Origin of the sequence: Photobacterium indicum (genome assembly GCF_003026215.1) — a bacterium.
Classification (GTDB): domain Bacteria; phylum Pseudomonadota; class Gammaproteobacteria; order Enterobacterales; family Vibrionaceae; genus Photobacterium; species Photobacterium indicum.
On record NZ_PYOC01000029.1, the window covers coordinates 1 to 861 of the forward strand.

Genomic DNA, 861 nt, shown 5'->3' on the forward strand with positions numbered 1-861 from the left:
CGCCCACGAACGCAGGCCATTGCGACTCATCAAAAGCAAAAGCCGTAAGCTCATCGACACGTTGTAAATATTGTTGGTACTGGTCGTATTGCTCATCAGCCATACGTTGGTATTCTCCCTCGCGTTCAAGTACCTCGAAGATGTCAGTGACACCCGTCATGATGCGCTTGGTTCCACGAAGGAATTTTTCTTTGTTTTCGGTCTTCCATTGACGCCCACGTGTAGCTAAGTAAGCAGCCTTGAAGACCACACCAATCACACGTGTGTTGGCATCATCGCCATAGCGGGTTTTAGAGGTTAGGGTGGTTGCATGCTCTTCACCGAACTCATCTATCAGCTTTTCCATGATGGTAGGCACTTGATAAACAGGCTTAACGGTTTGGTCATTACGACGCACGAACACACCGCCCATTGCTAAACAGAAAGCTTCCCAATCAGAAGAATCCGCAGCACGACGAACATTTTCAAGAGTGAGCCATTCACCCTTATCAAGGCGATTAAACACAGCATCATCCTCTTTCAAATCTTGACGAATTCGGCGAAGTTCACGCCACACGGTAACGGATGGACCACCAATAAATTGAAACTGACGAATGCGATTAACACGCGCCCAAGTAACAACACGTTCAGCGGCTTCCGTTCCTTCCAGCGTGGTTGAACGGTCAGAATCGATATGTTTACCATCGATATTCTTTGACAGGTACTTAGCCACGTAGCCAACCGCAGAGCCTTTCGACCAATCGATTTTTTCAGATGTGAAACGGTATTTCTTTGCGCCTTTTTCATTCGGTGAATCCTTCATTGCTTCTTTTTTAAAGAGGCTTGTCACCGTGGATTCATGACGCTTTTCCATGAAGAACA

The 861-nt window shown here is 46.7% G+C and carries 1 protein-coding gene; it reads right to left on the bottom strand.

What is annotated here, in order from left to right; genetic code table 11:
• Positions 1-861 (bottom strand): replication endonuclease (locus C9J47_RS26820; protein WP_146150859.1); only part of this gene is annotated, 861 nt, incomplete at both ends.